The 22,481-nt window shown below is 70.6% G+C and carries 22 protein-coding genes and 1 tRNA gene; 13 read left to right on the plus strand and 10 right to left on the minus strand.

Annotation, left to right across the window (positions count from 1 at the left end):
• Nucleotides 1–168 precede the first annotated feature (168 nt).
• A complete protein-coding gene (locus A5696_RS06810) occupies nucleotides 169–573 on the plus strand; it encodes a hypothetical protein (protein WP_067875385.1) in 405 nt (134 codons plus the stop codon).
• 12 nt (nucleotides 574–585) lie between these two features.
• On the opposite strand, the gene A5696_RS06815 is transcribed toward A5696_RS06810, so the two are convergent.
• A complete protein-coding gene (locus tag A5696_RS06815; protein ID WP_067875388.1) occupies nucleotides 586–1,308 on the minus strand; it encodes a DUF3060 domain-containing protein in 723 nt (240 codons plus the stop codon).
• A 47-nt stretch (nucleotides 1,309–1,355) separates the two neighbouring features.
• On the opposite strand from A5696_RS06815, the gene A5696_RS06820 reads away from it, so the two are divergent.
• Nucleotides 1,356–2,381: an NADP-dependent oxidoreductase gene (locus A5696_RS06820; RefSeq protein WP_067875475.1), complete on the plus strand. Its 1,026-nt coding sequence runs from the start codon at nucleotides 1,356–1,358 to the stop codon at nucleotides 2,379–2,381.
• Here the strand turns inward: A5696_RS06820 and A5696_RS06825 are convergent.
• Entirely contained in the window at nucleotides 2,373–2,984 is a 612-nt protein-coding gene (locus tag A5696_RS06825) for a hypothetical protein (RefSeq protein WP_067875479.1), read from the minus strand. The two genes, A5696_RS06820 and A5696_RS06825, sit on opposite strands and share 9 nt — an antisense overlap.
• A gap of 404 nt (nucleotides 2,985–3,388) precedes the next feature.
• Here A5696_RS06825 and A5696_RS06830 point away from each other — a divergent pair, with 404 nt between their 5' ends.
• On the plus strand, nucleotides 3,389–4,222 hold the full coding sequence (locus A5696_RS06830) for a family 16 glycosylhydrolase (RefSeq protein ID WP_067875391.1): 834 nt from the start codon (nucleotides 3,389–3,391) through the stop codon (nucleotides 4,220–4,222).
• Here A5696_RS06830 and A5696_RS06835 read toward each other — a convergent pair whose 3' ends face one another.
• A complete protein-coding gene (locus A5696_RS06835; RefSeq protein ID WP_067875482.1) occupies nucleotides 4,223–5,728 on the minus strand; it encodes a glycosyltransferase family 39 protein in 1,506 nt (501 codons plus the stop codon).
• A gap of 159 nt (nucleotides 5,729–5,887) precedes the next feature.
• Here A5696_RS06835 and A5696_RS06840 point away from each other — a divergent pair, with 159 nt between their 5' ends.
• The 3 genes from A5696_RS06840 to A5696_RS06850 all read left to right on the plus strand — a co-directional run bounded on the left by A5696_RS06840 (nucleotide 5,888) and on the right by A5696_RS06850 (nucleotide 7,615).
• Entirely contained in the window at nucleotides 5,888–6,193 is a 306-nt protein-coding gene (locus A5696_RS06840; protein ID WP_067875394.1) for a hypothetical protein, read from the plus strand.
• A gap of 64 nt (nucleotides 6,194–6,257) precedes the next feature.
• Nucleotides 6,258–6,908, plus strand: a complete 651-nt coding sequence (locus tag A5696_RS06845) for a GAP family protein (RefSeq protein WP_067875485.1) — start codon at nucleotides 6,258–6,260, stop codon at nucleotides 6,906–6,908.
• A gap of 26 nt (nucleotides 6,909–6,934) precedes the next feature.
• The gene (locus A5696_RS06850) at nucleotides 6,935–7,615 is read left to right on the plus strand and encodes a GAP family protein (protein ID WP_067875397.1); all 681 of its coding nucleotides are present in this window, start codon (nucleotides 6,935–6,937) and stop codon (nucleotides 7,613–7,615) included.
• On the opposite strand, the gene A5696_RS06855 is transcribed toward A5696_RS06850, so the two are convergent.
• Nucleotides 7,606–8,340 (minus strand): hypothetical protein, encoded by a 735-nt coding sequence (locus A5696_RS06855; RefSeq protein WP_067875400.1) that lies wholly within the window; start codon nucleotides 8,338–8,340, stop codon nucleotides 7,606–7,608. The genes A5696_RS06850 and A5696_RS06855 overlap by 10 nt on opposite strands.
• Before the next feature lie 25 nt (nucleotides 8,341–8,365).
• Between A5696_RS06855 and A5696_RS06860 the strand changes: the two genes are divergently transcribed.
• Nucleotides 8,366–9,862 (plus strand): bifunctional phosphatase PAP2/diacylglycerol kinase family protein, encoded by a 1,497-nt coding sequence (locus A5696_RS06860; RefSeq protein WP_067875404.1) that lies wholly within the window; start codon nucleotides 8,366–8,368, stop codon nucleotides 9,860–9,862.
• 17 nt (nucleotides 9,863–9,879) lie between these two features.
• Here the strand turns inward: A5696_RS06860 and A5696_RS06865 are convergent, their stop codons facing one another.
• The 3 genes from A5696_RS06865 to A5696_RS28820 all read right to left on the minus strand — a co-directional run bounded on the left by A5696_RS06865 (nucleotide 9,880) and on the right by A5696_RS28820 (nucleotide 13,050).
• Complete coding sequence (locus A5696_RS06865) at nucleotides 9,880–10,149, minus strand: DUF732 domain-containing protein (protein WP_369803304.1); 270 nt, start codon at nucleotides 10,147–10,149, stop codon at nucleotides 9,880–9,882.
• A 183-nt stretch (nucleotides 10,150–10,332) separates the two neighbouring features.
• Nucleotides 10,333–11,094, minus strand: a complete 762-nt coding sequence (locus tag A5696_RS06870) for a S9 family peptidase (protein ID WP_067875410.1) — start codon at nucleotides 11,092–11,094, stop codon at nucleotides 10,333–10,335.
• Between the two features lie 69 nt (nucleotides 11,095–11,163).
• Nucleotides 11,164–13,050, minus strand: a complete 1,887-nt coding sequence (locus A5696_RS28820; protein WP_067875413.1) for a hypothetical protein — start codon at nucleotides 13,048–13,050, stop codon at nucleotides 11,164–11,166.
• Nucleotides 13,051–13,212: 162 nt separating this feature from the next.
• Here A5696_RS28820 and mtnA point away from each other — a divergent pair, with 162 nt between their 5' ends.
• Nucleotides 13,213–14,190, plus strand: a complete 978-nt coding sequence (gene mtnA / locus A5696_RS06880; protein WP_067875416.1) for an S-methyl-5-thioribose-1-phosphate isomerase — start codon at nucleotides 13,213–13,215, stop codon at nucleotides 14,188–14,190.
• A 43-nt stretch (nucleotides 14,191–14,233) separates the two neighbouring features.
• On the opposite strand, the gene A5696_RS06885 is transcribed toward mtnA, so the two are convergent.
• From A5696_RS06885 to A5696_RS06895, 3 genes are all read right to left on the minus strand, one after another.
• On the minus strand, nucleotides 14,234–14,962 hold the full coding sequence (locus A5696_RS06885; protein WP_067875419.1) for a ubiquinone/menaquinone biosynthesis methyltransferase: 729 nt from the start codon (nucleotides 14,960–14,962) through the stop codon (nucleotides 14,234–14,236).
• A gap of 93 nt (nucleotides 14,963–15,055) precedes the next feature.
• Nucleotides 15,056–15,129: transfer RNA gene (locus A5696_RS06890), tRNA-Gly, on the minus strand.
• Nucleotides 15,130–15,382: 253 nt separating this feature from the next.
• Complete coding sequence (locus tag A5696_RS06895; protein WP_067875423.1) at nucleotides 15,383–15,688, minus strand: DUF732 domain-containing protein; 306 nt, start codon at nucleotides 15,686–15,688, stop codon at nucleotides 15,383–15,385.
• Nucleotides 15,689–16,028: 340 nt separating this feature from the next.
• Between A5696_RS06895 and A5696_RS06900 the strand changes: the two genes are divergently transcribed.
• The 5 genes from A5696_RS06900 (at nucleotide 16,029) to A5696_RS06920 (ending at nucleotide 22,349) form a co-directional block, all read left to right on the plus strand.
• Complete coding sequence (locus tag A5696_RS06900) at nucleotides 16,029–16,670, plus strand: hypothetical protein (protein ID WP_067875488.1); 642 nt, start codon at nucleotides 16,029–16,031, stop codon at nucleotides 16,668–16,670.
• Nucleotides 16,671–16,712: 42 nt separating this feature from the next.
• On the plus strand, nucleotides 16,713–17,285 hold the full coding sequence (dcd, locus tag A5696_RS06905; protein ID WP_067875425.1) for a dCTP deaminase: 573 nt from the start codon (nucleotides 16,713–16,715) through the stop codon (nucleotides 17,283–17,285).
• A 109-nt stretch (nucleotides 17,286–17,394) separates the two neighbouring features.
• Nucleotides 17,395–19,347, plus strand: a complete 1,953-nt coding sequence (locus A5696_RS27945; RefSeq protein WP_067875430.1) for a hypothetical protein — start codon at nucleotides 17,395–17,397, stop codon at nucleotides 19,345–19,347.
• A 274-nt stretch (nucleotides 19,348–19,621) separates the two neighbouring features.
• A complete protein-coding gene (locus A5696_RS06915; protein WP_082956599.1) occupies nucleotides 19,622–21,088 on the plus strand; it encodes a hypothetical protein in 1,467 nt (488 codons plus the stop codon).
• Nucleotides 21,089–21,224: 136 nt separating this feature from the next.
• Nucleotides 21,225–22,349: a hypothetical protein gene (locus A5696_RS06920; RefSeq protein ID WP_067875433.1), complete on the plus strand. Its 1,125-nt coding sequence runs from the start codon at nucleotides 21,225–21,227 to the stop codon at nucleotides 22,347–22,349.
• Nucleotides 22,350–22,481: the final 132 nt, after the last annotated feature.

The following is a 22,481-nucleotide window of genomic DNA, read 5'->3' on the forward strand; positions in this document are numbered from 1 at the left end:
GTACCAGCGGCCCCCGCTGACGATGTACCTGCACCTTCCGTTCGTCACGGTGCCGATTCCGATCAACCCGCCCCCCCCGCCGCCCCCCGCCCCTTAGGCCGGTCCGTGGCACGCGGCGACAACTGGGCGCACACTGGGCGGTAACGCCGGCACTGCAAGGAGGTTCGCGTGGGCGAGTACGGTGCGTTCGGATTCGATCCCGAGGAGTTCGATCGCGTGATCAGGGAGGGCAGCGAGGGCCTGCGCGACGTGTTCGAGCGAATCGGCAAATTCGTCACGGCGCCCGTGCCCGGGACGAGTTGGTCCGCGTTCTTCGACGACCTGTCGCGGCGGCCGCGCCGCGAGCCGGAGACCGCCGGCGAGGCCGGTGACGGGGTGTGGGCCATCTACACCGTGGACGCCGACGGCGGCGCCCACGTCGAGCAGGTCTATGCGACCGAGCTCGACGCGCTGCGTGCCAACAAGAACAACGTCGACCCCAGCCGCAAGGTGCGCTTCCTGCCCTACGGCATCGCGGTCAGCGTCCTCGACGGCGATTCCGAGGACTCCGCCGAACCCGGCGCGACGGGCTAGCGGCGCGGGTCGTCAGCCCTGCTTCACCTCGTTGGATCCGCCGGAGTTGCTGATCTTCGGGTTTCCCGAATGGTAGGTGATCTTGTTGCTGAAGCCCGACGCGTCGATGCTGTCGACGGCGTCGACCGTGATGGCGTTCTGAACGCCGGACACGGTCAGGCTGGTGCAGTGCCCGGTGATCACGACCGTGTTGGAAACCCCGCTGACGCTGACGATGTTGTCGTTGCAGGCGATCGTCCGATTCTCGTTGATGCCCGAGACGCTCAGCCTGGCGCCCGGCGACGGGGTCGGTGACGCCGACGGCGTCGTCGAACGGGGCCGGGTGCTCGACGGGCCGGGGCTTCTCGGACTGCTGGTGGCGCTCGACGGCGGACCGAACGTCGCCGAGACGGACGGCGACGAGTTGATGATCGACCGGACCCCGGACAGCTGGTGCGCGGCGAAGGCTGCGATGCCGCCCGCGAGGGCGAGAAAGGCGATGACGACGAACGTGCCCACGATCCACCAGGTGCGGTTGCCCGACGACGACCTCGGCGGCGTCCCGTAGGACGGGCCACCATAGGCCCACGGGCCGGCCGGCGGCGCTGGCGGCGCTGGCGGCGGGCCCGCCGGGCCGGGCGCATACGGGTAACCCCCGGACGGCGGCGCCTGTCCGCCCTCGGACGCCCGCGCCGCGTCGGCCAGGGGGCGCTCGAGTTCCCGGATGCGCTCTTCGGGGTCGTCGTGCGATTTCATGCAGCGATGCTCCCACCCGAACGTGTCGAATGGGTAGTTTCAGCACCGTGCCCGACTTGCCGAATCGCCAAATCCTGCTGCGTCGCCGCCCGACTGGTCTGGTCCGGCCCGAGGACACCGAGCTGGTCACCAGGCCGGCGCCCGAGCCCGCCGACGGCGAGGCGCTGCTTCGAACCACCTACGTGGGGCTCGACGCGGCGGTCCGCACCTGGCTGAACGACCAGCCGGGCTACCTGCCGCCGGTGCAGCTGGGTGAGGTGATTCGGGCCGCCGGGATCGGCGAGGTGGTGGCGACGCGCTGCGACGCCTTCCAGGTCGGCGACGTCGTCACCACGCTGTCGGGCTTCCAGGAGTACGTGATCATCCGCGACGACGTCTTCAGCACCCCGGTTCCCGGCCAGGGCGCGGTCGATCAGCTGGCGGTGATGTCGGTGTACGGCCCCACCGGCGCGACCGCCTACATCGGGATGATGGACATCGGCCGGCCCCGGCCCGGGGAGACGGTGGTGGTGTCGGCCGCCGCGGGCGCCACCGGATCGGTGGCCGGCCAGATCGCCAAGATCGCCGGCGCCCGGGTGGTGGGCATCGCCGGCGGCCCGGAAAAATGCCGGGCGGTGGTCGAGGACTTCGGGTTCGACGCGTGCATCGACTACAAGAACGACGACCTGGCGGCGGCGCTCAAAGAGCATTGCCCCCGCCGGGTCAACGTCTACTTCGACAACGTCGGCGGGCCGATCCTCGACGCGGTGCTGGGTCGGCTGGCGACCAAGGCGCGGGTGGTGCTGTGCGGCGTCATCTCCAGCTACCTCACCGGCGAGCATCCCGGCCCGGCCAACTACGTGAACCTGCTGTCCAAGACCGCGTCGATGCAGGGCTTCAACGCGCTCGACGACTGGGCCCGCTTCGACGAGGCGTTCGCCGCGCTGCACCGATGGGAGCACGAGGGCCTGATCAAGCACCGCCAGACCGTTTTCGAGGGCGTCGAATCCTGCGTCGACGCCCTCAACGGCCTGTTCACCGGGGCCAACATCGGCAAGATGCTGGTCAAGCTGAGCGAGCCCGCGTCAGGCTGAGCCCAGGACGCGGTGCAGCTCCTTTTTGGCGTCGGTCAGCGCTTCCAGCACCTTGGTCCGGGTCTCGGCGAGCCGCTCCTTCTGCTCGTCGGTGCCGGTCCAGGTGATCGTACGGGCCAGACCGGCGAGCTCGAAGAGCGTCCGGCGGATCTTGAAGGCGTCGCCGAACTTGGCCGCCCGGCCCAGGAAGGCGTGCGCGGTCTCGCTGCTCACGCCACGCCAGGCCAGCACGTTCTGGCCGAGTTCGGTCAGCGTCGCCACACCGTTGTCGACCTTGACCATGCCGCGCCCGGCGAGCAGCCCGATCGCGAGCTCCGCCAGGTCCTGCGGCGGGGTGAAAGCGCCCTCCGTCGCGTCGGACACCCGCTGCACCACCTGCGCGGCGTCGGCCGGGCCGTCGAGCAGCATCGCCGCCGTCACGAACGCGGCGCGCTTCAGGAAGGGCCGGCCGCCGGGGCCGAATCCCCCCTTGAAGCCGGGGCCACCGCCGAACCCGCCGTGCCCCCAACTCTTTTCGCCCCAGCCGCCGCCGAAGCCGGGACCGCCGAAACCGGGGCCACCGCCGAACCCGCCGAAGCCGCCGCCAAAGAATCCACCAGACATCGCTTCCATTCCTTTCCAGATTTGACTATCAAGCTCCTTGATACCACCGGGGGTGGTGATGTCAAGGAAATTGATGGTTGCCTCGTTCGGTGCGGTTGGCCGCGTACCGGCATGGGGCGACGGGCCGGCGCGGTCGCCGGCGGAGCGCAGGCGCCGACCGGCGGGCCCGCCCGCGGCTCGGCCCCGGCGAACGGCGCCGCCCGAACCGGCTGCCGGACCCGGCGGGCGCCGATCAGGCCCGCAAAGCAGCCGTTGACCCGCGAAATTGCCCGGGCCCACCACGGTCTGGCGAGATGCGCGGCGCCCCCGGCGCGTGGTTTCATAACACCGTTTGCGAGAGTTGCCTAGGGGAGAATCGCACCGGGCCACGGGTCCCGGTTGTCGAACGATTGGTGGGAGTGCAGATGGACCGTCGCAGCATGTTGTTGACCACGGGGCTCGGCATGCTGGCGGCCGTGGCCGCGACGCCCCTCCCCAGGGCGCTGGCCCACCCGTCGCTCCCGGCGCCGCCGGAGGCGCCGTCGGCCGGCCCCGGCGGCTACATCTTCTCCGACGAGTTCGACGGCCCGGCGGGCTCGGCCCCGGACCCGGGCAAGTGGACGGTGCAGACCTGGCAGGACGACGTGTTCCCGCCGGTCGCCGGGATCTACCGCGACGACCGCCGAAACGTGTTCCAGGACGGCAACTCCAACCTCGTCCTGCGCGCCACCCAGGAGGGCGACACCTACTACGGCGCCAAAGTGCGCGGCAACTTCCGCAGCATGATCAACCAGACCTGGGAAGCGAAGATCAAGCTGAACTGCCTGGACCCGGGCCTGTGGTCGGCGTTCTGGGGTGTCAACGAGGACCCGCTGCCCGACGGCGAGGTCGACGTCTTCGAGTGGTACGGCAACGGCTCGTGGCCCCCGGGAACGACGGTGCACGCGGCCTCCAACGGCAAGACCTGGGAGGGGAAGTCGATTCCCGGGTTGGTGGACGGCGGCTGGCACACCTGGCGGATGCACTGGGGCGAGGACGGATTCCAGTTCGCGCGCGACGGCTCCCAGTACTTCACCGTGCCCAACAAACCGATCCACGTACACGGCGGCGCCCCCGACGACTTCCGGTGGCCGTTCAACAACCCCGGCTACTGGATGACGCCCATGTTCACCCTCGCGGTCGGTGGCGTCGGCGCCGGCGACCCCGCCGCGGCGACCTACCCGGCGGACATGCTCGTCGACTACATCCGCATCTGGTGACTACCGCTGCGCTTTGATCACCTGAACAAGGTCGAACTGCCAGCGCTCGACCAGCCGGAAGCCCAGATCGTGCGGCACGGCGAACGCGGGGGTGGGACCGTAGACCGGGCCCGGCGGCAGCGCCGAACCCCGCTCGTGAGCGGGCATGGACCCGTCGGCCTGGGTGATGATCCACACGACGCCGCAATGGCTCAACGGCCCCGCGACGACCTCCGGGATGAGGTTGGTGTCGAAGACGTCGTTGCGGTCCGTCGCCCGCTGCCACAGGGTGAGGTCGATCAGCTTCCGATAGGCGTCCGGGCGCGCCGCCATCAGCGGGCGCATCGGGGCGGGCATGAATGTCACCGTGTCGTTCACCAGCAGGCAATCACCGGGCGCCGCCTTCGCGGTGATCAGGTCGGCGACCTGGCTGTAGTCCATCCCGTATTTGGCATACGGGTTGCGTTGCGCCCGAACGTAATTCGGGGCTGCGGCGATCGCGAAAACACCGACCAGGGCCGCCGCTGCCCACGGCCTGGCGGCCACGGCCCCCGTGCAGACGCCCAGGATCAGGGCCATCGCGGGGGCGGTGAAGGCCAGATAGCGCGGCGTGTAGATCGGGTGCAGCAGCGCCGACCAGGCGACGATCAGGGCGGTGGGTATAGACAGCCAGGCGGCCGCGAGGGTCAACAACTGCCGATCGCCCACCGCGAGCCGCGGGGATCCGCTGAGCCACAACACGATAGCCCCGACCATCACCAGCGCCGACAAGACCGCGAACGGCGGGCTGCGCTCGAAATACTGCTGGACCACCACGTCTTCGATCGTCCGGTGCCCGATCGGCGGCACCCAACGGATCTGATGCGACTGCCCGGCGACCGCGACCAGAAAAGGAGCCAACGCGCACACGATCGCCCCCGAGGTGATCGCGAAGCGCAGCAACACTTTTCGCGCGCCGTGGCACGCCCCGACGAACGTGAGGTGCGCCAGCGCCAACAGGACGAGGTACGCGTCGAGCAGGATCGACACGGCCAGCGCGAGGCCGTAGGACAACCAGGCCCACGCGGTGTTCCGGCGCGCCGCGACGACGAGCAGCACGCACAGCCACACCGCGGCCATCATCGACAGCGCATACGGGCGCGCCTCGATGCCCGCCCACGTCGACCGGGGCAGGATGCCGCAGAACACCCCGGCGGACACCGCGACGGTCCGAGACGAGAACTGCCTGCCCAACACGACCACCCCGGCCGCGGCGCCGCCCACCGCCAGGCCGCTGGGCGCGCGGGACCAGAATTCGGTGGGCGGGAAGAGCTGGAACCAGCCGTGCATCAGCGCGTAGTACAGGCCGTGGACGGCGTCGACGTTGCCCAGCATGCGCCATAGCTGGCCGAGCGAACGACTGTAGGACGCCGAAATCGTCGCGGCCTCGTCGTACCAAAACGACGGCCGGGCGGCGCCGGCGAGACTGATTGCGGCGGCGAACAATCCGACGATCAGCGGGTCCAGCCCGACCGGCGGCAGTGCCAGCGGGCCGCCGCGGTGTTGCCGTGACTCGGCGGTATCGGAGACGCTCACCGCCCGCTATGTTGCCAGACGCGCACGGGTGCCCCGGCGCTCGTCGGCCCGGGTCCGCCCCCGGACAAGAAAAGGACTCAACCCACCCGGATTCGAACGTATGATCGATCGATGGGCGAGCTCGCTTCGATCGGCTACAACGGCCAGCCCGTGCGCAGCCCCTTCCGGGTGGTGCGCCCGCCGGTCGCGGTGCTCGTCGACCTGACGGTGCTGTTCCCGCGCGAGCCGCATCGGTCGGGGCGGTATCAGCCCAACGGCCTGCAGCTGCACAAGGTCGTCGAGGGCCGGCTCAGCTGCTGGGGCATCTGCGAGCAAGGCGACTGGTGGGGCCTGGTGACCTACCCCATCGCGTACGGCTCCAAGCGCAAGACGGTGACGCACTGGGTCCCGGCCTGGACGCTGCGCCGGAAACGCTAGCTGGCGGTGCCGAAGGGCCGCGGGAATGCGATGATGGCTGCCCGTGGCAGGCAACCTGGTTTCCGTGCTGACCAAGCTCATTCCACTCGGGCTCGTCATCGCGCTCTCACCGATCACCGTCATCCCGGCGGTGCTGGTCCTGCACGCGCCCCGCCCGCGGCCGGCCAGCCTGTCCTTTCTCTGCGGGTGGCTGCTGGGCATGGTGGCCCTCACCGCGGCGTTCGTCGCGGCCTCGGATCTGCTGGGCGATCTGCACCACACACCCCCGACCTGGGCGTCGTGGGTGCGCGTGGTGATGGGCTCGGCGCTCATCGTGTTCGGCGTCGTCCGCTGGCTGACCCGGCATCGTCAGGGCAAGAGCCCGGCCTGGATGCGTTCGTTTTCCCGGATGACCCCGCTGCGCGCGGGCGTGACCGGGGTGGTGCTGACGGCGGTACGGCTGGAGGTGCTGATCCTGTGCGCGGTGGCCGGCCTCGCCATCGGCACCGGCGGGCTCGACCCGGCGGCCGGCTGGGTGTCCGGCGCCGTGTTCGTCGCCGTGTCCTCCTCGACCGTCGCCGCACCGATACTCGCCTACGTCGGCGCGGGTGGCCGCCTCGATGACGCGCTGGAACGGCTCAAGGCGTGGATGGAGGAAAACCATGCCGCCATGCTTGCGGTCATCCTGGTCCTGATCGGTTTGTTGGTGCTTTACAACGGAATTCACGCGCTGTAGCAGCGGGACAGGCTAGATTGCAGCCCATGGCAGGAAGCTGGGCCACCGTCGCCACGGGGCTGATCCCGCTCGGGCTGGTCATCTCGCTCTCGCCGCTCACGGTCATCCCGGCGGTGCTCGTGTTGCAGGCGCCGCGGGCGCGGCCGGCCAGTCTGTCCTTCCTCGCCGGTTGGGTGCTGGGCCTGGTGGCGCTGACGGCGCTGTCGGTCGCGGCATCCGGCCTGCTCGGCGGTCTGGACAAGTCGCCGCCGAGGTGGTCGTCGTGGTTGCGCGTGGTGCTCGGGTCGGCGCTGATCGTCTACGGCGTCGTCCGGTGGTTCACCCGGCACAGCCACACCGAGTCGCCGGCGTGGCTGCGCTCGTTCGACACCATCACGCCGGCCCGGGCGGCGATCACCGGCGCGGTGCTGGCGGTGGTGCGACCGGACGTCGCGCTGATCTGCATCCCGGCCGGCCTGGGCATCGGCACCGCCGGGCTCGGCCTCGCCGGTGACTGGCTGGCCGCCGCGTTCTTCGTCGCGATCGCGGCCTCCAGCGTGGCGATCCCGATCCTGGCCTACGCGGCGGCCGGCCAGCGCCTCGACCCGACGCTGGCGCGGGTCAAGGACTGGATGGACAAGAACAACGCCGCCCTGCTCGCGGCGCTGCTGATCGTGATCGGCGCGATGGTGCTGTACCACGGAATTCGCGCCCTGCATCACCTGTAGCCGCCGTCGGACAGGCCCGCGTCGGCTTCGAGCCTGTTCGTCTCGCCGAAGACGAACTCGCGGAACAATTCCCGGCCGTAGTCCCTGAGCATGCCCAGGTAACCCTTCGCCGCCCACTGCCGGCAGTGCCGCTCCTCGTGGTGCAGGACCCGGTCGAGGTCCAGCCGGGACCAGGCGCGCCCGGACCGGACGAGCCGGCGCAGCCGCTCGGCGGGGTCGGCGAGCCTGCCCATGTTGACCATGAAGATGTCGCCCCAGGTGGTGCCGCCCCGGCGGCTGAACTGGCGCTGGATCATATTGCCGCCGACACCCATGAGGATGCCGTTGGGGGTCGTCACGAGGCGTCCCCCGTTGCGATGGACGAACCCGACGTCGCGGGCGTAACTCCAGCGATTTGCATTCTGCCGGTTGATGATTCGCGCGACCTCGGCGGCGGTGTAGGGCGTCTCGGGAAAGTCGGTGCGCGGGGCCTTGCCGTAGTCGGTGCCCGCGTTGAGGACGTAGGTCAGCAGCGTCGCGGTGCGCGCGTCGTCCCCGCCGATGTCGCGAGACAGCAGAAAGTAGGACTTGCCGTGCGGGTCCTTGATCTCCTCCAGCCGGTCGAGGACGCCGAAGGCCTCCGGCGTGACGCCGTGCCGCCGGGCGATGTCGGCGACGACATCGGCCGGCACGCCCCGGCGTCGGGCGTTTTCCAGCCACGCCGCCGAGTAGCCGTCTGCGCGCACGGTTGCCAATTTAAGGTGTAGGGCAATGGATGGGCGGCCCTGGCGACGCGAGCGCGGCGTCACGCAGATCACTCGCGGGCTCGGCACGCTGGATCGCGAACTGTTCGAGACGATCGCCGACACGCCCACCCCGCTGCTCGACACGGTCATGCCGCCGCTGACCCGCGCGGCCGACCACTCCAAGCTGTGGCTGGCCATCGCCGCGGCGCTGCTGTCGTCGGGCAAGCCGTCCGCCCAGCGCGGCGCGACCCGCGGTGTCCTTACGCTCGGGGCCACCAGCCTGCTCACCAACCAGGTCGCCAAGCGAATCCGCCCGCGCCCGCGGCCCGTTCGCGACGCGGTGCCGCTGATCAGGCGGGTCCGCCGCCGCCCCGCGTCCAACTCGCTGCCGTCGGGCCACTCCGCCAGCGCCGCCGCGTTCGCCGTCGGGGTGGGACTGGAGAATCCGCCGCTGGGGTTCGTCCTGGCGTTGCTGGCCGGCCTGGTCGGGCTGTCGCGGGTGGCGACCGGCGCGCACTACCCCGGCGACGTCCTGGCCGGATTCGGCATCGGCGCCGGCCTCGCCGTGCTGGGCGGCCGTGTCGTCCCCCCGATCGTCGAAACCACGCTGCCGAAAACCGAACCGCTGGTGGTCGACACGCCGCCACGGCCCGACGGCTCCGGCGTGGTGCTCGTCATCAACCCGTCGTCGGGCGGCGGCACGGGCGCCCGCGTCGCCGACGAGGTTCGCGCCGGCCTGCCCAAGGCCGAGATCGTCGAACTGGGGCCCGACGACGACCCGCAGGAGGCGCTGCGCGGCGCCGCGGAGCGGGCCGAGGTGCTGGCCGTCGGCGGAGGCGACGGCACCGTCGCCACCGCCGCGTCGGTCGCCATCGACGCGGGCCTGCCATTGGCGGTTTTCCCCGCCGGAACGTTCAACCATTTCGCCAAGGACATCGGCTGCGACACCGTGGCCAAAACGGTGGAGGCGATTCGCACCGGCAGCGTCGCCCGCGTTGACCTGTTGTGCCTCAACGAAAGCCGGATGGTGCTCAACACCGCGAGCATCGGCGCCTACCCGACGTTCGTGCGGTATCGCGAAAAGCTCGAGAAGCGCGTCGGCAAACCCGTGGCCGGCTTCTACGCGATGCTGCACACGTTGCGCAAGGGCCAGCCCATCACCATCCGCTACGACAACAAGACCCTGCGGACGTCGCTGTTCTTCCTCGGCAACTCGGTGTACCTGCCGACCGGCTTCGCCCCGTCGCGGCGCACGCGCATGGACGACGGCCTGATCGACGTGCGCATCCTCGAGATCGGGCGCCCGTGGGCGCGGACCCGGATCCTGACGGCGCTGGCGCTGGGACGGCTGCTGCGCAGCCCGCTGTATCACGAACTGCAGGTGCCCGAGTTCAGCTTCTCCGCCGTCGACGGCCCGACGGTCATCGCCCACGACGGCGAGGTCGGGGAGAAATACGACCACGCCAGCTTCACCGCGAAATACCGCATCCTGCCGGTCTTTCGGCCGCCGGCGCCGGTCTGAGCCGGCTCAGGCCGACGCTAGGCGCGCGGGCACAGGTCCACCAGGGCGTAGTCGATCAGGGCGTCCGCCTGCCGCGGTGTGAGCCCCCTGGGGCCCAGGTCCATGGTGGACTTCTGCAGCGCCAGGGACTGCAGTTGCGACGGCGGGGCGCCCCAGGAGATTTGCTGGCAGATCTTCCAGCCGGTCTGCACCAGCGCCGGGTCACCGCCCTCGAGGTCCTGGATGCCGATGGCGTGCAGGCGGTTGAGATAGGTCGCCTCATCCGCGTGTGCCGGGCCCGCGCACACGATGCCGGCGGTCAGAAGGGGGCCAACTGCAAATGCTGCGCGAATGGACTTGCCAAAGAGCCTCAGTGCTGCCATAACTCCTTCTCCTATTTGCTATCGCCCGGGGGGTCGGGACGGCGCACGTATATCAAAGCGGTAAATCACGTTTCGCGCAGCAAATGCGGGAGCGGTTGGTTCGGCACCCTAGGGATCGCCGAGATATGCGTCGGCCCACGCGCCGATCACCCGGGCCGCCCGATGAGCCTGGCCGCGCTTGGTGAGCAGGTGATCGGAGCCCTCCAGCGAGACGAAGCTGCGCGGGTGGCGGGCCAGGCGGAAGATCTCACTGGCGTTCTCGATGCCGACCGTGTTGTCGGTCGGCGAGTGCAGGATCAGCAGCGGCAGCTGCAGGCCCTTGATCTTGTCGCGCAGGTGGGCCCTGCGGACGTCTTCCACGAATGCCCGCTTCAGCGTCAGCGTGCGCCCGCCGACCATCCACTCGGCGCTGCCCTCGGACAGACAGCGGTCCACCACCGCGTCGTAGTGCTTCTCCACGTGGCTCGGGTCGACGGGCGCCGCGACCGTGACGACCGACCGCACCCCGGGCGACTGACGCGCCGCGGCGAGCACGGCCGCGCCGCCCCACGAGTGTCCGACCAGGATGTCGGCCGGGGTGCCGCGGCCGGCCATGAACTCGCACGCCTTGACGATGTCGTCGACCTTCACGGTGAACGACCCGTCGCCCCAGTCCCCCTCCGACCCGCCGAGACCCAGCGCGTCGAAGCGCAGCATGCCGATGCCGTCGGAGGCCAGCTGCTTGCACATCCGGGCCGCCGCGGGGCTGTCCTTGCCGAGGGTGAAGCCGTGCGAGAACACGCCCCAGCCGCGCACCGCACCGTCCGGCACCTCGATGACCCCGGCGAGCATCGGGCCGGTGGAGCTCGGGAACGTGACGCGTTCGCCCATGGCTGAGATCTAACCCTGCCGTGGCCCACGGCGGCCAAAGGTTGCTGTCTCGCCTGCGGGCTCGTAGGGCTACCGGTGGCCGCCGCCGCTTTCGGCGCCGCCACCGGAGCTGGCCCCGCCGCCGGAGCTGGCCCCGCCGCCGGAGCTGGCCCCGCCGCCGGAGCTGGCCCCGCCGCCGGAGCTGGCCCCGCCGCCGCTCTCGACGCCGCCGCCGTGGCTTCCACCGCCGGGCTCGGCACCGCCCACGGGCCCACCGCCGCCGGGGCTTTCGGTGCCGCCGCTCGCAGGCCCGCTCCCGCCATGGGGTTCGCCCCCGCCGGCCGGTCCGCTCTCCCCGGGGGTCGCACCACCGCCGAGTGGAGCGCCACCCTCAGGAGGGGTGCCGCCGGGCGTTCCGTGGTTCGGGCCGGGGCCGCTGACCGGGCCTTCGCCTTCGGGCTCGCCGCCGGGGTGTCCATGGATCGGGACTGGGCCGCCGGCGCCCGGGTTGTCCGGCGGTCCGCCGCCCCCATGCGGCGACGGCCCTTGGCCCGGCGGTGTTTGTTGGGGCGGCGGCAAGTGCGGCGGGGAGACATGGACGGGCGGCGGCCCGGCGGGCGCCGACGGGGGCGGCCGGTGGACCACCGGCGGGCTCGCCGGCGGCTCGGGCAGGTGAAGCGGCGGAACCGGAACCGGTGCTACTGGCGGAACCACCACGGGAACCGGCACGGGCGGCGCTGCCGGAATCGGAGCCGGCGCCACGGGCGGGACCCCGACGGGAACCGGCGCGGGCGGTGCCGCCGGAACCGGGGCCGAGGGGACGGGAGCCGCGGGAACCGGTGCCGCCGCGACCGGAGCGGCCGGCGGAGGTGTCCCGGTCGGCGGACTCAAGGGCTTGGGGGCCGCCACCTTCGTGGCCGCGACTTGCCCGGGCGCCGGCGCGAATGCCTGCTCGACCGGGGCAATCACGTTCTGCAGCGGGGCAGGCAGCAGGCCGACCGTGGTGTGGACGCCGACCGCCATGGCGACCTCTAATGCCAACATCGCGCTGAAGCCGGCCACCGCAACGGCACTTCCGACCAGCAGGCCGCGCCTTGGACCGCGCGGCTCGCCCGAGCCTGCATCGCCGGGATCGATGACGACGGTCCGCGCGCTCGCTTCATCGTCCGCTACAGCGCTATAGGCGACTTCGTCGTCGCCTGGCTCGGCATCGGCGATGCACAGATATTCGGATAGGGCGCTCGCGTCGACCGCACCCGTGCCCGGATCTTGTGCGTAGGCCAGCGCGGCGGTCGACGACGCGAACAACGGCGCATTCGCGGACGCCAGGGCGGCGCCGCGCGCCAGCGCGGTCTCCGGCTCCTCAGGTGCGCTCACGCTGAGGTGGGTCAACTCCGCCAGATGCGGCTTGATCGGGCCGATATCAACGCCCGAGCCGACGACAAACAGGCCGCCCGGGCGCGTGGGCAGCCCGTCGAGCCCGGCGATCATCTCCGCCAGCTCTGCAATGTCCCCGGACGTGGCGTTCAGCCGCCGGACGTCAGCGACGGAACCGTCGGAGGTCTCGACGACGGCCAACGTTGCGGTGTCGGGTTCCACCAAGAGCACCGCGGTGCGCTCGTAACCCATTGCACCGCCGACGGATTGAGCCAACGAGGTCGCCGCCAGAAACGTCGAGACAAGCATCACGTTCTCGAGCTTGTGGGCGGCGAGCGCGTCGCGTAGCGCTGTCGCTTCGAGCTGGTCGGTGCACGCCACCCCGACGGCGGACAATTCGAGGCCGGCGCCGGCCGCATCTTCTCGGGTGCCCAGGATCGCGGCGATCGCCTGATCCGACGCGCTGACGGTGGGCGAATCACCCTCGGCGGTGACGGCAAACTCCTTCTCATCTACCGTTGCGCCGTCGGCGTTTTCGCCCTGCAAGAGCACCAGGTGAACCGATTCTGGCGCCAACGAGACCCCGAGCACAATGTCCACGATGCGCGCCTCCCAGCGTCTTGGCGGCCGGCCGCCGCTCGCGCGGAGGAGGGATCACACGGACCGCTAACCCAATCCTCACCCGGCACGCTGTACCGGGGTCCTGCCCGAGTTATGTAGGTCTTAAGAAGCCCGGCTTGGGAGGTGGCCTAGGGTCGGCTCGTGCGCAGGACCATCGACTGGGACGGCGACGCGGTCACGATCATCGACCAGGCCGCGCTGCCGGCCGAGTACCGCGTCCTCACCCTGCGCACCGTCGACGAGCTGATCGACGCCATCCGCCGGCTGGCCGTGCGCGGCGCGCCGGCGCTGGGCGCGGCGGGCGCGCTGGGCGTCGTGCTCGCCGTCCGCGAGGGCGGCGACGTCCGGGCCATAAAAGAACGAGCCGAACGCGTCGCCAAGGCGCGACCGACCGCCGTCAACCTGAGCTGGGGAGTGGCGCGCGCGCTCGAAAAGCTCGACCAGGGCGCCGAATCCGTGCTCGCCGAGGCCCTGGAAATCCTCGACGAGGACGAACGCCTCAACCGCGCCGCCTCCGCGCGCGCCGCCGAGATCGTCCTCGCGCTGTGTGACCGCCGCCCGCTGCGGCTGCTCAGCCACTGCAACGCCGGCCACCTCGCCACGGTGGCCTGGGGCTCCGCGCTCGGAGTCGTGTGGCACCTGCACGGGCGCGGACTGGTCGAGTCGGTCCTGGTCGACGAGACTCGGCCGCTGCTGCAGGGTGCCCGGCTCACGGCGTGGGAGCTGGCCCAGGCCGGCGTGCCCTACCGGGTACAGCCCGACGGGGCCGCGGCGGCGGCCATGGCGCGCGGCCTCGTCGACTGCGTGCTCGTCGGCGCCGACCGGATCGCGGCCAACGGCGACGTCGCCAACAAGATCGGCACCTACGGCCTGGCGATCGCGGCACATCACCACAACGTGCCGCTCGTCGTGGTGGCGCCGTCGTCCACGATCGACGCGTCGCTGGCCACCGGCGCGGGGATCGCCATCGAGGAACGCGCGCCCGACGAACTTCGGATGTTCGCCGGCACCGCGATCACCCCGCCGGACGCGGAGGTCTTCAATCCCGCCTTCGATATGACCCCCGCCGAGTTGATCACCGCCGTCGTCACCGAACACGGCCGCTACCGGCCGTCCTGAAGCTGATCACCCAAAAATATTGCGGATCAAGGCTTTTCGGGCCTCAGGCGTCGGTGGCCGCGCGCCTACCGAAATGGACCGTTGCGAACCCCGTGCTGAGCGAGACGTAGTGGGCGTCGACGAAGCCCGCGTCCCGCATCGCCCGGGTCAACCCGTCCCGCGACATCCAGCTGCGGATCGAATCGGCGGTGTAGTGATGGGCGTCGCGGTGCCAGGCCACGGCCCAGCCGACCGCCGGCATCACGCGGAAGTAGAGCACGTCGTGAACGGACCGCAGCACTTTGGAGGTCGGCGTGCTGAAGTCGAGCACCATCAACCGGCCGCCGGGCCGCAGGACCCGGTGGAACTCGCGCAGCGCCCGGCCGCGGTCGGCGACGTTGCGCAGGCCGAAGCCGATGGTGACCGCGTCGAAGCACGCGTCCGGGAGTTGCAGGTCGGTGGCGTCGCCGTCCTGGAAGTCCACGGGCCCGCGCTGCCGCCCCCGGGCGACTTCCAGCATCGCCGGGCAGGAGTCGACGCCGACGACCTGGCCCTCCGGCCCGACCGCCGCCGCCGCCAGGAACGCCAGATCGCCCGTCCCCGTGGCGACGTCCAGCACGCGTTCGCCGGTCCGCAGGCCGCACAGCTCCAACGCCTGCCGCTTCCACACGCGATGAAGCCCCAGCGTCCACAGATCGGTCATCACGTTGTAGCGCGTCGCCAGCGCCGAAAACAGCTCCTGGACGTAGCTGCTCTTGGCCTCGTCCGACTGATTCCATCGGCGTGTAACCATCGTGAGCCTCCGCACAACCCCCGAGGTCGACAGTCCCGGAATGTACCACGGCACTTCGTGCGTCAAGAGGGTGCGCCGCCAGCTCGGTTGTCGTGGAGCCGATGACGGGAATCGAACCCGCGTATTCAGCTTGGGAAGCTGATGTTCTGCCATTGAACTACATCGGCGCGGTCGCTGTGAGCTGCACGAACCTTTACAGCGGTGACAGTCTAGCGGCTCAGCGACAGGTCGCTGCAGAACCTCGCCTAGAACGCAACCTTGTGCGTCTGCTTTGGCTGCGCGCGTCGACTCCGACGAAGTGCCGATGACCGTCGCCGAGCGCAAGACGCTCACAAGCCTGACGCGCTCAGCTGTGGCGCTGCGCTCGGTGATGCCCAGCGGCCGACCGAGAAGATCGCTAACCGGCGCGCGGAAGCTGAGTTAGGACTTGTGCTTCTCGGGGCAGTACTCCGCGGTGGCAGCGAGGACGAACAGCCTGGCTTGATTCTGGTCCATCCGTAGTTTCAGCTGGTCGACCTCATCGTTCTGGGTGTACCCGGCAGAAAGATCTTGGCACATCGTGCGCCCCATATTCCCGGTCTGGGACGCGTTACCAACGTGGATGCCGTTCGACGCAAGGTAGTTGGTAAATTCTGTGTCCTTATCGTCGGCGTTGGCGACGGCTGCGGGCGCCAGCATCAGGACCATCGCGGCGCCGAGCATGCATCCACACATCTTCTTAATCATTTGCCCACCACCTTCAAGACTCGACATGACGCTCGGAACGAGACGGGGCGCCCCAGGCAGCGCTTAGAGCTTCCCAGGTCCTGTAGTTCCCGTCGCTGGCGGTTTTCTGGTCGCTAGTTCCAAAGTTCAACCGAGCGTTCATCTTTCGTTTCGGCCGAGTTTGTCCACGACCGGACGGTGAAGCACTCACAGCAAACCCGCCAGTCGGCCTCACCCGAGCCGCGGGCCGTTGGCGCCGATCCGCCACACAAAGCATCCGGCGAATGGCGCTAATGGCCCTGAAGTGCTCTATAGCCATTCGATATTTATTATTTCGTGATCAACCCGTAATGTGCTCGACGTGGGTCGGCATCGGTTAGCCAAGAAGCGGCGTAAGTCACCAGGAGTGCTGGCTGCCGTGCTCGCTCCGGCGGCCGTCTTCTTCGCGACGGCCGGCGACGTCCGTCCGTCACCAACCCATGTCGACGCCAAGCCCGTTATCAGTGACGTCGCGCCGTGCTGCCTGGAAATCGTCGCGGCACCGGCGAATATGTCCCGTAAAGCCGCCGGCTTCGCCCACGGCCAGTTGGCCGCGTCGCGCTACCACACGCGATCCCGCTTCCTGCTCACCGACGTCGCACCGGAACAGGGCCTGCAGGTCAGGACGATCCTGACGGCGCGCAGCATCAGCGCGGCGTTCCCCCAGATCCACTCGATGGGTGGCGTGCGGCCGGATCCGCTGCCCTGGCATCCGCTCGGCCTGGCGATCGACGTGATGATTCCCGACCCGGGCAGCGCCGACGGCATCGCGTTGGGCAACGCGATCGTCGCGTACGTGATGCGCAACGCGAGCCGCTTCGGGATCCAGGATGCGATCTGGCGCGGCGTCTACTACACGCCCACCGGAGCGCAGGCGAGCAGGCTGGGCCACTATGACCACGTCCACGTCACCACCACCGGGGGCGGATACCCCAAGGGTGGCGAAATGTACCTGGCGGACTGAAGGCCGGCCGGCTCAACACCCGGCAGCGGATAGGCTCATCGCGTGCTGCTCTCCGACCGCGACCTCAGGGCCGAAATCACCGCAGGCCGTTTGGGCATCGACCCGTACGACGACACGTTGGTGCAGCCGTCCAGCATCGACGTCCGCCTCGACTGCATGTTCCGGGTCTTCAACAACACCCGCTACACCCACATCGACCCCGCGCAGCAGCAGGACGAGCTGACGAGCCTGGTGGAACCCGTTGCCGGAGAACCGTTCGTGCTGCATCCCGGTGAGTTCGTGCTCGGCTCGACGCTGGAGCTGTTCACGCTGCCCGAGGACCTCGCGGGGCGCCTGGAGGGCAAGTCGTCCCTCGGGCGTCTGGGCCTGCTGACCCATTCGACCGCCGGCTTCATCGACCCGGGCTTCAGCGGGCACATCACCCTTGAGCTGTCCAACGTCGCGAATCTGCCCATCACTCTGTGGCCGGGCATGAAGATCGGCCAGCTGTGCATCCTGCGCTTGACGAGCCCGGCGGAGCACCCATACGGCAGCTCGCGCGTAGGGTCGAAATATCAGGGTCAGCGGGGGCCGACACCGTCCCGCTCCTATCAGAACTTCATAAGAAGTACCTAGGTTCGATAGGGGTCCCGCACAGCCAGTCTGCGGGATGATGAGTTGTCCGTGGTTAGTCTCCTCCGCCCGACCATGGCCCTGTCTCGCAATACCTTTGGAGGGGTTTGTATTGGATATCGTGCTCGGGGTGTCGATGGCACCAGCATCGATTCAGATGGTGGTGCTGGAGGGGGAGAACGGCGACGGCGCCACGGTCGAAGAGGATGAATTCGACGTCACCGCGGCCAACGACGCGGCCACAGCGAGCGCGCCGGACCAGGTAGTCGCCGCCATCCTCGGCACCCGTGAGGGCGCCGCCGACGCCGGCCTGGAGCTGTCGGCGATCGGCGTGACGTGGACCGACCAGATCGAGGCGGCCGCGCTGCGCGACGCGCTGGCCGCCCACAAGGTCGAGAACGTCATGCTGGTGTCGGCGTTCCTGGCGGCGGCCGCGTTGGCCCAAAGCGTCGGTGGCGCAGTGGGTTACGAACGCACGGCGGTGCTGTACGTGGAGCCCGACACCGCGACGCTCGCCGTCGTCGAGACGTCCGACGGCTCCATCGCCGATGTCCACAAGCAGCCGATCTACGCCGAGTCCTACGACGACGCCATCACCCAACTCATCGGGATGGTCGCCGGGCTGGAGAACACGGAATTGGCCCCGGACGGGCTGTTCGTGGTCGGTTCGGGCGTCGACCTCGCCCCGATCAAGCCGGCGCTGGAGTCGGTGACGTCGCTCGACGTGAGCGCGCCCGAGGAGCCGGAGACGGCGCTGGCCCGCGGTGCGGCCCTGGCGTCGGCGAACGCGCCGTTGTTCGCCTCCTCGACCGCGGCGCTGGCCTACGCCCAGGATCCCGGCACGGGCGCCCTGGACCGGTCCGCCGTGCCCGACTACCTCAGGGTCGGTGACGAACTCGGCGACGACCTCGCCTACAGCGCGGTGGCGGACGACGACGCCGACGCCCAGACCGTCGTCATCGAGAAGCTGTTCGCTCAAGCGTCGGACCAGCCACGTCGCAGGCCGGTCCTGCTGGTCGGGAGCGGCTTGGCCGTCGTCGGCATCAGCGCGGTGCTGGCGCTGGAGCTCGCGCTGGCGATCGGCATCCGCACGACGGGGACCGTCGGGCTGCGGCCCACCCCCGGCCAAAGCCTCATCATCCCGACACAGCAGGCGCCCGCGCCGGCGCCGGTGCAGGCGGCCGCCCCCAAGCCGAACATCAGCGTCCCGCAGCCGATGATGGCGCCCAGGCCGTTGAACCCGCCGGCACCGGCTCCGGCTCCGGCCGCCCCACCGCTTCCGGCCCCGCCCGTTCCGGCGGCTCCGGTCCCCGTCGTGGTCCCACCCGTGGTGCCGATTCCGGTGCCGATCCGCGTGCCCGTTCCCGACCCGGTCGTGAGCCCCCCGGTCATCCAAGCCCCGCCTCGTCCCGTGATTCCTCAAGTGCCGGTTCATGTTCCGCAGTCGGTGCCGCCGCAGGGTGGCGGCACGATTCCCCATTCGCCGCCGCACCAGGCGCCCCCCGGTGAGGGCGGGCTGCCCATCCCGAGCGGCCCCGGCGGCGGGCACGTCCCGTCCCCGGTGACCGGTCCGGGCGGCCCGGGCGGAGGACCCATCCACCTCCCCGGTGAAGGCCCCGGCGGTGAGCCCGCCGGTCCCGGGCCGTTCGGTGGCAACGGTCCGTTCGGCGGCGGACACGGTCCGTTCGGCGGTAACGGGCCCTTCGGCGGCGGTCAGGGCGGTGGCGAGCCCGGCGCGGGCGGTCCGTTCGGCGGCGGTCACGGCGGTGGCGAGCCCGGCGGTGGCGGGCCGTTCGGTGGCGGCGGTGGTCCGTTCGGCGGCGGAGGAGGGCCGTTCGGCGGTAACGGACCCTTCGGCGGCGGCCACGGTGGCGGCGAGCCCGGTGGCGGCGGTCCGTTCGGCGGTGGTAGCGGTCCGTTCGGCGGTGGCGGCGGCTTCGGCGGCGGTCACAGCGGCGGCAGCTTCGGCGGCGGTGGCGGCGGGTTCGGCGGTGGCGGCGGCTTTGGTGGCGGTCACAGTGGCGGCGGTGGCGGTGGCGGACACAGCGGTGGCGGACACCACTAGCGCGCGTACGGCGACGGCCAAGTTGCTCGGCGTTGCAAGGTGGTTAACGCGCCGCGGCTAGCGCTTAACACCCCGCCGCGGCGCGGGTACCGTCGAGCTATCGGGGCAGGTCGAAAACCGCGCCGCCCCGGTGGCAGAACTGCATAGCGCCCAGCTAATCCCGGATCGCGGAGCCGCGCGCTGCGATGGCAGGCGACAGTGGCCAGCTGGGAAAAATCGTCGTCGACGCAGCAGTCGCGGCGACGCGGCAAACTACCAAAGGGAGTTTTCAGCGGTGGTGGGCATCGTGCTTGGCGTCTCGATGGCGCCGACGAAAGTGCGCATGGTGCTGGTGGAAGGTGAATGTGCCGACGGGGCGACCGTCGACCAGGACAACTTCGACGTCGACGCAGACCGGTCGCCCGCGGCTCCTTCCGCGGCGCCCACCCAGGTGGTGTCCGCCATCCTGGGCACGCGGGAAGGCGCCGACGAGGGCGGCTACCAGCTGCTGTCCACGGGAGTGACCTGGACGGATCACGTCGACGCCGCGCTGCTGCGCGACGCACTCATCGCCCACAAGATCGAAAACGTCATGCTGGTGTCGGCCTTCATGGCCGCCGCGGCGCTGACGCAGGCCGTGGGTGACGCGACCAACTACGCGCACACCGCGCTGCTGTTCGTCGAGCCTTACACCGCGACGTTGGCCGTGGTCGACACGGCGGACGGGTCGATCTCCGAGGTGCACCGCAGGGCCCTCGCCGACGACGAAGACGAGGCGGTCGCCGAGCTCGTCGACATGGTGTCGGGTGCCGAAGCGCTGGAAACTCACCCGGACGGTGTGGTCGTCGTCGGCTCGGGAGTCGACATCCCGCTGATCAAGCCGGCCCTGGAGGCGGCGACGTCCCTTGCCCTGTCGGTGCCCGACGAGCCGGAGATGGCCCTGGCCCGCGGTGCGGCGCTGGCCTCGGCGAACGCGCCCCTGTTCGCGTCGTCCACGGCGGCGCTGGCCTACGCGCTGGATCCCGGGACGGGGGAGGTCGACCCGTTGGCGCTGGCCGGGCAGGTTCCCGGCCTGCTGCCCGCCTACCAGCCCCAGTACCGGAGCGTCCCCGAGCCGCCTCCCGAGGCCGACACGGGCGAGCCCAACGTGGCCTACAGCGCTGTGCCGGACGACGAGGCCGAGGCGCAAACGTCCATCGGCATGGAGGAGACCCAGCGGCGCAAATCCATCCTGCTGGTGGGCAGCACGCTCGCGGTGATCTTCATCACCGCGGTCGTGGCGCTCGAGATTGTGTTGGCGATCGGGATCCGGCCGACGGTGGCATTGCGGCCCAGCCCCAACGAAAACATCGTTCAGCCCGCGCAGCCGCCGGCGCCCGCGCCGGTGCCGCAGGCCCAGCCAAAGATCGAGCCCAAGATCGAGGCGCCCGCCCCGGTGGCGGCACCGCATCCCATCGCCCCGCCCGCCGCGGCGCCGGTTCCCGCGGCCCCGCCCCTCCCGGTCCCCGTGATCCCGCCGCCGGTGTTCGTGCCGGTGCCCCGCGTGCCCGTGGTCGGGCCGCCGCTCCGCGGGCCCTTCGGCGGCGGGCCGGCCCCGCGTGGGCCGTTCGGCGGCGGGCGCGGGCCCTTCGGCGGTCCGTTCGGCGGCCACGGACCCTTCGGTGGCGGCCCGTTCGGCGGGGGGCACGGCGGTTTCGGTGGCGGCCACGGCTTCGGTGGCTTCGGGGGCGGCCACGGATTCGGCGGCTTCGGACACAGATAACCGTTCGGCGACGCCAGGCGTGTCCCGGTCCGCGAGCTAGGGTGGCGCACAGGGTCTGGTCGCGCCGAAGCTCTCGTCGCGATGTGCGGGGGCAACGAGACTGTCAGCGAACGACTTTGGAGAATGTGGGGGAGCGGTGGACATCGTACTTGGTGTGTCTGTGGCACCTGAGACGGTCCGCATGGTGCTCGTCGAAGGTGAAGGCGCCGGCGGAGTCACGGTCGATCAGGCCGACTTTCAGGTTCGGGGCGTCGCCGCGGCCGATCAGGTGGTCGAGGCCATCGTCGGCACCCGGGAAAGCGCGGCCGAAAGCGGCTATCAGGTGCGATCCAGCGGCGTGACCTGGACGGATCGAACCGCCGCGGGCGCGCTGCGAAAAGCCTTGACGGAACGCAGGATCGAAAACGTCGTGCTCGTCTCGACGTTCGTCGCCGCGGCGGCGCTGGCTCAGGCGGTCGGCAGCGCAACCAATTGCGCCCGCACCGCGCTGCTGTTCGTCGAACCGACCGCCGCGACGCTGGCCGTCGTCGACACGTCGGACGGGTCGATCTCCGACGTGCGACGCAAACCCCTACCCGATGGTGACGATGCCGCGCTCGCGGAGCTGGCCGCGCTGGTCTCGGGCGCGGACGCGATGCGCGCTGGCCCCGATGGCGTCTTCGTGGTCGGCTCCGGCGTCGACATCCCCTTGATCAAGCCTGCGCTGGAGGCGGCGACATCGCTTTCGGTGACGACGCCCGAGGAACCCGAGATGGCGCTGGCGCGAGGCGCGGCGCTGGCTTCGGCCACCCAGCAATTGGGCGCGCCGAGCACGGTCGCGATGCCCTACGTCGAGGGCCCCACGCCGGTGCTGGCCTACAGCGCCGAGGCCGACGCACCGCCAGTCGAGGGCCGGGAAGACGGCGGGCGACGCAACCGAAAACTGCTGGCTGTCCTCGGCGCGTGCGCGATCTTCGTCGTCGGTGCCGTGGCGCTGGCGCTGGCCGTCGGCATCCGTCCGCACGCGGACCAGCGACCGGATATCGGCAAGAACGTCGTCGCCCCGGCGACTCAGGCGGCGCCGCCGCCCGCGCAAGCCCCGCCGCCCGCGCCGTCCGCGCCGTCGGCCCCGGCGCCTGCTCCTGCGCCGGCCGCCCCGAACCCCGGGCCGAACTCGAATCCGCCTCAGCAGTGGCCGCCGTCGCTGCCCAGGGACGACGATCACGACGACCACTGGGACTGGCTGCGCCGCCATCTGGGGCACGGAATCCTGGGCCCCTAGCCCCGTCCGGGACCGGCGGAACCGCGTAAAATCGTGGAACCAGGGGAATACAGGGTGGGGATTGCCGGCGTGCCGCGACGGCTGAAGCCTGTGGCGACTGCGGCCCCGACCTCACCGGCTGGCAACAAACAA

The sequence above is a fragment of the Mycobacterium sp. E2699 genome, from assembly GCF_001666745.1.
Classification (GTDB): domain Bacteria; phylum Actinomycetota; class Actinomycetes; order Mycobacteriales; family Mycobacteriaceae; genus Mycobacterium.